General features: G+C 66.8%; 7 protein-coding genes. 4 read left to right on the top strand and 3 right to left on the bottom strand.

The genetic code is table 11. The features are described 5' to 3' along the window. Positions 1-26 precede the first annotated feature (26 nt). From BRAO375_RS18130 to BRAO375_RS18140, 3 genes are all read left to right on the top strand, one after another. Positions 27-1,217, top strand: a complete 1,191-nt coding sequence (locus tag BRAO375_RS18130) for a serine hydrolase domain-containing protein (RefSeq protein WP_009028917.1) — start codon at positions 27-29, stop codon at positions 1,215-1,217. 17 nt (positions 1,218-1,234) lie between these two features. Then, the gene (locus tag BRAO375_RS18135) at positions 1,235-3,241 is read left to right on the top strand and encodes a primary-amine oxidase (protein WP_009028918.1); all 2,007 of its coding nucleotides are present in this window, start codon (positions 1,235-1,237) and stop codon (positions 3,239-3,241) included. A 277-nt stretch (positions 3,242-3,518) separates the two neighbouring features. After that, entirely contained in the window at positions 3,519-3,923 is a 405-nt protein-coding gene (locus tag BRAO375_RS18140; RefSeq protein ID WP_175345333.1) for a four-helix bundle copper-binding protein, read from the top strand. A 131-nt stretch (positions 3,924-4,054) separates the two neighbouring features. On the opposite strand, the gene BRAO375_RS18145 is transcribed toward BRAO375_RS18140, so the two are convergent. Continuing rightward, the gene (locus tag BRAO375_RS18145; protein ID WP_035640931.1) at positions 4,055-4,225 is read right to left on the bottom strand and encodes a Flp family type IVb pilin; all 171 of its coding nucleotides are present in this window, start codon (positions 4,223-4,225) and stop codon (positions 4,055-4,057) included. Between the two features lie 160 nt (positions 4,226-4,385). Further along, the gene (locus tag BRAO375_RS18150) at positions 4,386-5,945 is read right to left on the bottom strand and encodes a winged helix-turn-helix domain-containing tetratricopeptide repeat protein (RefSeq protein ID WP_009028921.1); all 1,560 of its coding nucleotides are present in this window, start codon (positions 5,943-5,945) and stop codon (positions 4,386-4,388) included. A gap of 134 nt (positions 5,946-6,079) precedes the next feature. On the opposite strand from BRAO375_RS18150, the gene BRAO375_RS18155 reads away from it, so the two are divergent. Further along, a complete protein-coding gene (locus BRAO375_RS18155; RefSeq protein WP_009028922.1) occupies positions 6,080-7,126 on the top strand; it encodes an alpha/beta fold hydrolase in 1,047 nt (348 codons plus the stop codon). Positions 7,127-7,173: 47 nt separating this feature from the next. Here BRAO375_RS18155 and BRAO375_RS18160 read toward each other — a convergent pair whose 3' ends face one another. Continuing rightward, entirely contained in the window at positions 7,174-7,731 is a 558-nt protein-coding gene (locus tag BRAO375_RS18160) for a GNAT family N-acetyltransferase (protein WP_009028923.1), read from the bottom strand. Positions 7,732-9,384: the final 1,653 nt, after the last annotated feature.

Raw genomic sequence — 9,384 nt, forward strand, 5'->3', positions numbered from 1 at the left:
AATTCAACGTGCCGAGCGAGGACGCGATGCGACCGACCGACATCATGCGCGGCAGCCCTCCGCCGCCGGAGGCGCAGGTCACGAAGGCCAATTGGCGCACCTATCCCGCGATCCGCTGGGGCTTCACCCATGCGCGCGAATTGTTGCCGACCGCCGCGATCCGCCGCGCGGCGCAGCAATCGTCGCTGGTGGAGGCGCAACGCGAACTGACCGGGCTGGCGTTCACCACGCCCGAGGGGCAGCCGACCACGATCGCCGAGACCCTGCAGGCGACCGATGCCGATGCGCTGATCGTGATGCATCGCGGCGTCATCCTCACCGAATGGTATGGCGAAGGCATGAGCGAGACCACGCCGCACATGCTGTGCTCGGTGAGCAAGTCGATCTGCGGCACGCTCGGCGGCGTGCTCGCGGCGCGCGGCCTGATAGATCCCTCCGACAAGGTCACGAGCTATCTGCCGGAGCTCGCCGGCACCGCCTATGACGGCTGCACCGTCCGGCATCTGCTCGACATGCAGGTCGGCATCCGCTTCGAGGAGGACTACGACGATCCGAATGGCGACGTGACGCGCTACCGCCATTCGTCCGGCTGGGATGTCGCGCCGCCGGGCGTGCCGGCCGGCGATCAGCGCGGCTTCCTCACCACGTTGCGCGCGAGCGGCAAGCCGCACGGCAAGCTGTTTCACTACGTGTCGCCGAACACCGATGTCTGTGGCTGGATCTATGAGCGGGCCTGCGGCGCGCCCTATGCGAAGATCTTGTCGGACTATCTATGGCAGCCGATGGGGGCGGCCGAGGACGCCTCGATCACCTTGGACTCGATGGGAGCAGGGCGGTTCGCTGGCGGCATCTCGGCGACCGCGCGCGACCTTGCACGCTTCGGCGAGATGATCCGCTGCCGCGGCCTGGTGCAGGGCCGCCAGGTCGTGCCCGGCGCGTGGATCGACGACGTTCATGATGCCGGCGACCGCCAGGCCTGGGTCGACGGCGATCTCGCCTTCGTGTTTCCGAAGGGGAATTATCGCAGCAACTGGTACACGGTGGACGTCAAGCGGCGCGACCTCGCCGCGGTCGGCATCCACGGCCAGTGGATCTATGTCGACGTCGTCAGCGACACCGTGATCGTCAAGCTCGCCACGCAGGGCAAGGCGATGGACATCGCCCAGGACCATCGCTGGCTCGCCGGCTTCCGCGCCATCACGGCGCATCTTTCCTGATCATCCCATGTGATCCCTTGGAGCTTCCCGTGCAGGATATCGCTTCAGCCGCTTCAACCTCCGTCGGCCATCCGCTCGATCCGCTGACCTCCGACGAGATCGCGGCGGCTTGCAATCTGGTGCGTGCCGGCGCGGCCGCGCCGGACACGTGCCGCTTCCCGATCGTGCGGCTGGAGGAGCCGACCAAGGCCGAGCTGATCGCGCATGCGAGCGGGCAGGCGCTGCCGCGCAAGGCCTTCGTGGTGTCGCTCGACATCGCCAGCGGCGAGTCGGTCGAGCACGTCGTCGATCTCGGCCGTCGCGAGATCGTCGCCCGCAAGGTGGTGCCGAACCGCGAGGCTCCCTACGGCCAGCCGCCTGTCATGCTCGAGGAGTTCTTCCGCTGCGAGGCCGCGGTCAAGGCCGATGCCGGCTGGCGCAAGGCCATGCAGCGGCGCGGCCTGACCGACAAGGATATCGAGCTGGTGCAGGTGGATCCGTTCTCGTCGGGGTTCTTCGACCTGCCGTTCGAGCGCGGCGCGCGCATCGTGCGCGCGGTCAGTTATTTCCGCGAGCATCCGCAGGACAATGGCTACGCGCATCCGATCGAGGGTGTCGTCGCCGTCGTCGATCTGATCGCCGGCAGGGTGATCGATCTCACCGACGAGGACCCCGTCATCCCGATCCCGCGCAAGAAGCGCAACTACGGTGCGCATGAGGTGACGTCGCCGCGCAGCGGCATCAAGCCGCTCAACATCGAGCAGCCGCAGGGCCCGAGCTTCACGGTCGACGGCTGGAAGGTCGACTGGCAGAAATGGAGCTTTCGCGTCGGCTTCACGCCGCGCGAGGGCCTCGTGCTGCATCGGCTGTCCTATCAGGACGGCGACCGCACCCGCTCGATCATCCATCGCGCCAGCGTCACCGAGATGGTCGTGCCTTACGCCGACCCGACCGCCAACCATTTCTGGAAGTCGGCCTTCGACGCCGGCGAGTACGGCCTCGGCATGCTGGCCAATGCGCTGGAGCTCGGCTGCGACTGTCTCGGCAACATTCACTACTTCGACGTGCCCGCCGCGGACAGCAAGGGCGAGCCGTTCGTGATGCAGAACGCGATCTGCATGCATGAGGAGGATTACGGCATCCTCTGGAAGCACTACGAGTTCCGCAATGGCCTGTTCGAGGTGCGGCGCTCGCGCCGGCTCGTGATCAGCTTCTTCGCCACCGTCGGCAACTACGACTACGGATTCTACTGGTACCTGTATCAGGACGGCACCATCCAGCTCGAATGCAAGCTGACGGGCATCATCCAGACCGCGGCGATCGCACCCGGCGCGACCTATCCGTGGGGCGGCATGGTTGACGACAATCTCGGTGGTCCGACCCATCAGCACTTCTTCAATGCGCGCCTGCACATGGATGTCGATGGCGGCGGCAACACCGTCACCGAGCACGAGTTCGTGCCGCGACCCTGGGGCCGCGACAATCCGCACGGCAATGTATTCGACACCACAAGCCGCGTGCTCGCGCGCGAGCGCGATGCGTCGAGGCTCGCCAATGGCGAGACCGGGCGCTACTGGAAGATCTCCAATCCCAATGAGACAAACTCGGTCGGCGCGGCGCCCGGTTACAAGCTGGTTGTCAATCCCAGCCCGGTGATGCTGGCGCAGGAGGGCAGCTTCGTGCGCAGCCGCGGCGGCTTTGCCACCAGGCATGTCTGGGTCACCGCCTATGATCCGGCTGAGAAATATGCCAGTGGCGACTATCCGAACGTGCATGGCGGCGGCGACGGCCTGCCGCGCTACATCGCGCAGAACCGCAACATCGAGAACACGGACATCGTGGTCTGGCACTCGTTCGGGCACACCCATGTGTGCAAGCCGGAGGATTTCCCGATCATGCCGGTGGAGTATGCCGGCTTCATGCTGAAGCCCGTCGGCTTCTTCGCCGCCAATGCCGGCTTCGATATTCCGGCGGAGCGCAATGCGAAGAGCGTGCTGAGCGCGGACGCGCCCTCCGGCGCGGCTGGCGGCAGCTGCTGTCACTGAGACAGCAGCCACGCGCGCGCAAACGGATGCATGCCGGGAACAGGTTAGGCGTCAGCGCGTACCGATACGTTGATGTCGCAGCCAGAAACCGGCAAAATCAGCTGCGTCCGCCGTTCCCCATTGCGGCCGGTTGTCACCCGGCATGCCCAAGGAGAACGTGCGCGTGGCACATCCGTTCCGTGTGGCGAGATCACGCCGGATGAACAACACGCCGATTAGAACCTTCTGCGCCGATCGTCATTGACGGGCACGGGGGCCAGCTCTCTTGGAGTCACCCATGCACGCCCAACAGATGATCGAAACGCATCCGCACGTCCGCGGCCAAGTCGACGACGCACTCGTCCGCTGCATCGAGGAGTGCTACTCCTGTGCCCAGATCTGCACGTCTTGCGCGGACGCCTGTCTCGGCGAGGACAATGTCGCCAAGCTGACGCAGTGCATCCGCCTTAACCTCGATTGCGCCGACGTCTGCAACATCACCGGTCGTCTCGCGACCCGCCGCACGGGATCGGATCAGGAGATGATCCGCCGCATGCTCGACGCCTGCGCCGCGGCCTGCCGGCTGTGCGCGGAGGAATGTCAGAAGCATGCCAAGATGCACGCGCATTGCCGGATCTGCGCCGAGTCCTGCCGGCGTTGCATGAGCGCCTGCGAGGAGGCCGGGCGCAGCATGGCGCATTGAGCCGGGGGCTCCGTCATCACCGTGCTCGTGTCTTCAGAAGCAAAAGGCCGGGCCCGAGAGCCCGGCCTGTCCGACCATGGCGGCCGGATTGCTCCGGCCCTGAGAACGCCATTCCAGACGGTTCCTAAAGATCAGCCACCATTCAGTTTCGTCGTCAGCGTCGTGAAGATGCCCTCGAGCGTCAGGCCGAGCTTGTTGAGGATGGTGATGATCGCGAGTGCAATGCCGGCGCAGATCAGGCCGTATTCGATGGCCGTCGCGCCCGATTCATCTTCGTAAAATTTGAGAAGCAATTTCTTCATCGATCCCCTCCGCAATCCGCCACGTCTGGCCCCCGGGTGACATCGGTGAAATTACGGAATGGAACCTAAGGTAGTGTGAACGGCATTTCGCCAAGTGTCTCGACCTGACTGAAAATGGCATAAAAGACAGTTGCAACGGGTTCCGCTGCACGCAGTCGGATCAGGCGGGCACGCCCGCTGCGCGCAGCGCTTCCGCGTAGGTTGTGGCCATGGTCCGCACCGGAAACGGAATCCGGGACATGAAGCCCGACACGGTGAGGTCGGGCTCGACGACGAGCAGCTGCCGCGCGACGTCGGCGGCGCGCGCGATGTCTCCAGTTCCGACCAAGGCCACGATCAGCACGCGCAGCGCGACAGCAAAGCGGCGGTTCTGGCTCAGCGCGATCTCGGCCCAGCGGATGGCGTCGCCGGGATCGTCACCGGCCAGCGCGCAGATCGCCATCGCGCCAGTCGCGAACCAGCCGCGCGGATCACGCGGATTCAGGCGCAACGCGCGTTCGATCATCGCCCGGCCTTCCGCCGGTTGTCCTGCCATCGCGGCAATCCAGCCGCTCATGGTGAGCGCCATCGCGGAGTTCGGATTGATCGCGAGCGAGCGTTTGAACAGCTCGCGCGCCGGCGCGATCTCGTCGGCCATGTTCCAGATCGCGAACGCCGCCATCCACAGCACCTGCGCATCGCCCGGCGCGCGCTCGATGGCCCGCCAGGCCAGTGCGACGGCCTCGCTGCGATAGTCCTCGCTTGGTGCGCTCCATCCCTGGAAATGGCGCAGCGCCTGGCAATAGGCTCGCGCGGCCATCGCCGGCGCGTAGTCCGCATCGATCGCCAGCGCCTGATCGAGGCAGGCGAGCGCCGCCGTCAGGCTCTCCGGCGTGAAGGCGTCGCGCAGACTCGCCGCGCGCAGCAGCAGATCATAGGCGTCGGGACGCGGCTGCGGTGATAGCCGACGCCGCTCGCTTTCGGCGAGCTCGAGCGTCGGCTCGATCGCCGCCACCACGCTTTCGGTGATGCGGTCCTGCAGCGCGAACACGTCGCTCATCTCGCCGTCGAACCGGTCGGCCCAGAGATGCGCGCCGGAACTGGCGTCGATCAGCTGGCCGCTGATGCGCAGGCGTTCGCCGACGCGCCGCACGCTGCCTTCGAGCACATAGCCGACGCCGAGCTCGCGCCCGACAGTGCGAATGTCGACGGCCCGGCCCTTGTAGGTGAAGGATGAGTTGCGGGCGATCACGGCGAGACCGCTGCAGCGGGACAGCGCCGTGATGATGTCCTCGACCATGCCGTCGGCGAAGTAATCCTGCGCCGGATCGCCGCTCATGTTGGTGAAAGGCAGCACGGCGATGGATGGACCGTCGAAACGTGGCGCCGCCGCGACCGGCGTGGGCGTCGCCTCGGCCCGCTCGCTGACGTCGCCGATGAAGCGGATGCCCTTGCGCGGGAAGGTGCGGATCAGGCGCTGCGCCTCGCCGCTGTCGCCGATGGCGCTGCGCGCCGCGCTGATGCGGCTTGCCAGCGTCGCCTCGGAGACGATGCGGCCGCCCCACACGACGTCCAGAATCTCGTCGCGGCTGACGACGTGATCCCGCGCCTTGATCAGGAACGCGAGCAGATCGAACACCTGCGGCTCCAGCGCGACCAGCTCGCCGCCGCGGCGCAGCTCGCGGCGGTCCGGGTCGAGCACGAAATCGTCGAAGCCGTACACCACATGCGCCGCCGTCATTGCCGCAGGACCGGGCCACCATCGCGTCACCGCCGCTTCAAAATCAAGCTTGTCTGAAGGAAAAATCAAAGCTGCCTCCAAGCGCGGCGCGCCGGCAGGGCGCACAAGGACGCATCCGAACCAGGAGCCCCGCCATGACATCCGTTCTTCACCAGAGCCGCCGCCGCTTCCTCACCCTGGCTGGAACCGCCGTCGCCGCGTTCCAGCTCGGGGCCCGCGCGCACGCGCAGAGCTTCAAGTCTGCTTCGACGCTGCCGGCGATCAAGCCTGGAACGACGACGGCGCTCGGCCCGATCAAGCAGGTCACCGCCGGCGAGATCAGCATCGGCTATGCCGAAGCCGGCCCCGCCGATGGTCCGGTCGTGATCCTGCTGCACGGCTGGCCCTACGACATCCACAGCTTCGCCGATGTCGCGCCGGCGCTGGCCGCATCGGGCCATCGCGTCATCATTCCGTATCTGCGCGGCTACGGCACGACGCGCCTCTTGTCGCCGACCGCGCTGCGCAGCGGCCAGCCGGTCGCGGTCGCCGCCGACATCGTCGCGCTGATGGATGCGCTCGGCATCAGGACCGCCACGCTCGCCGGCTATGATTGGGGCGCGCGCACCGCCAACATCATCGCCGCGCTGTGGCCCGAGCGCTGCAAGGCGATGGTCTCGGTCAGCGGCTATCTGATCGGCAGCCAGCAGGCCGGCCGCAAGCCGCTGCCGCCGGCCGCGGAGCTGCAATGGTGGTATCAGTTCTACTTCGCGACCGAGCGCGGGCGCGAGGGCTACGACAAGAACCGGCGCGATTTCGCGCGGCTGATCTGGCAGACGGCCTCGCCAAAGTGGGCCTTCGACGACGCGACCTTCGCGCGCAGCGCCGCTGCCTTCGACAATCCCGACCACGTCGACATCGTCGTGCACAATTATCGCTGGCGGCTCGGCCTCGCGCAGGGCGAAGCCAAGTATGATCAGCTCGAGGCAAAGCTCGCGAGCTTCCCCGACATCACGGTGCCGACCATCACGATGGAGGGGGACGCCAACGGCGCGCCGCATCCTTCGCCCGAGGCCTATGCGAAGAAGTTCGCCGGCCGCTACGAGCACCGGCTGGTTGCCGGCGGCATAGGCCACAATTTGCCGCAGGAAGCGCCGCAGGCGTTTGCGCTGGCCGTGATCGACGTGATGGCCGGCTCCTGAGGCGGGCGCCTGAGGCCGCCGTCAATGTCGGCGCGCAGGCGGCGAGTTCACAGCTGCCTGTGTTGCAGCCACGTCTCTCGCCGCACCACCCATCGCTCCGATCGCGTCTCGCCATTGTGGTGCGCGAGATCGATGAAGCCGATGAACTCGGCCCCGGTCTTCTGCTTGACCCGGCGCGAGGCGATGTTGGTCGCGACGTTGCAGACGATGAACTGATCGAGGCCGAGCGGGCCGAAGGCGAAGTCGTTCACCGCCGCGATCGCCTCGCTCATCAGTCCCCGATTCCAATAGGGCTCGGCGAGCCAGAAGCCGCGATGCCCCTTCATAGACTCGATGCGCGGCCGGAAGTGGATGTTGCCGATCGCCTCGCCGTCACCCTCGCGCAGCACCAGAACCCATTGATAGATCTCCTCTCCAGCCGCGATCCTGTCGAGTTGCAGCCGGACGAACGTCTCCGCGCCGTCGGCGGGATAGGGCCACGGCACCGTGGCCGCGAGGTTGCGGATGATGCTCCAATTGTCGAAGTGACGCTGGATCGCCGGGGCGTCTGAGAGCGCCAGCGGTCGCAGGATCAGCCGTGCGGTATGCAACGTGGGCGCGAACATACGGCGATCCTGGCGTTAACCTAATGCAGCGTCAAGCGCCGCCGTTGCAGTGCAATGAAGCTTGTATGTCACTGATTCATCGGGCTTCGCGTCCTCATTAAGGTTGCTAATCAGTTTCGTTCCAGCAGCGGAACCCAATACTTCCGCAGCGCAAAATTGTGGTGCATTGATTGAACACACGCGGATGCAAGGGTGCAGCCTGTGTACAACCGCCGCAGGTCACTGCGACGGATCGGGCTCAGCGTTGCGCCCGAAACGTCGGCCGGCGCCTGCCGCGATAGCAAAACGAATTCGGGTGGACTCGAGTCGAGGTGTCGTGGACATGAAGCGCGGAACGACCGGTCTCCAGTTGCGTCGTCGGCACGTGGATCAGACCTTCGATCCGCGCACATGGCGCGAGCAGCAGCACACGCGGGCCATGCCGTTCTACGGCTCGGAGCTGTTCCAACTCGGCTGTCCGCCGCTCGCTTCCTTCATCGCCTCCTTCCTGGGCTGCCTGATGACGCTGCATCTGAGCGCATCAGGCCTGTCACCGCTGGTCGCCTCGGCAGCGGCTGCGCTCCTGCTGTGCGCTTCCCTGATCCTGACGCGCACGGTCGATCTGGTGCCGAGCACGTTCTTCTCGTCCGCCTATGGCGGCAGCTTCGTCGGCATGACGCCAGTGGCGCTGTTGAATGCAAGCGTGATCCGGGCCGGCCTTCCGCTCGATGCGGCCTTCACCTTGCTGTCGCTGTTCACGGGCCTGATGTTCTGCCTCGGCTGTGCGCTCGACATGTGGTTGCGCGGCGGGCTGGCCCGCGGCTATGGCGGACGGCTCGGCGCGCTCGCGGCCGTTGCATCCTTCCTGTTCGTCGGACTCGCGCCGATGCTCGGCGCCGATGGTGAGCTGTTTCCGATCGCACGCCGGCCGGTGCCGGAGCTTAATCTCGGCGCCGCCGCGATCACCTTCCTGCTGTGCTCGGTCGGCATGCTGGCGACCATGGCGGCGCTACGCTGGGCGCCGGTTGCGGGAGCGCGCCGTGCGGTGCGTATCTTCGTCGCCGCCGCGGTGGCGTTCGCCGGCCTGGTCCTGCTGCTGCAATTCGTCCCCGGCAACGCTCCCGAGCTCGACGCCTATTATGCCGGCTGCTTCCTCGGCATGTCGTCGCAGCGCCGGCTGCGCAGCCTGCTGCAGGCCTTGGCAGCGGCGCTGCTGCTGACGGTCCTGCTGATGCTGACCGGTCCGATCCTTCCCGCCGTCGGCGGCAGCCTCGGCTATGTCGCCTTCGTTTCGGTGATGTTCGTCGATGCCGCGGTCCGGCTGTTCCTCGAGGCCGGCGAATCGCCGCGGCAGGCGACGATCGCCTGGGGCCGCGGCCTGCTTGCCGCGCTCGCCATTGTCGTCGCGCTGATCTCGACCGATCTGCTGTTCGAACGTTCGAGCCGCGAGCCGACCGGCTCGATCGCCAAGACGCACCTTCCGGCGGCGCCGCCGGCGCTGCCGGCAACGCCCTCCGCAACGGAAGATGCGCGCGACGCCGCCGCCTCGGTCGCCGGCGAACCGCCGACATCCGCCGCGGCGTCGCCGGATCTGCCGATCCAGATCCTGCGTCCAGATGCCGGTGCGCCGCTCNAGNCCTCGCCCCAGCGAGCCCGCCGCCCGTGCGCCGGCCC

Source organism: Bradyrhizobium sp. ORS 375 (assembly GCF_000239775.1).
GTDB lineage: Bacteria > Pseudomonadota > Alphaproteobacteria > Rhizobiales > Xanthobacteraceae > Bradyrhizobium.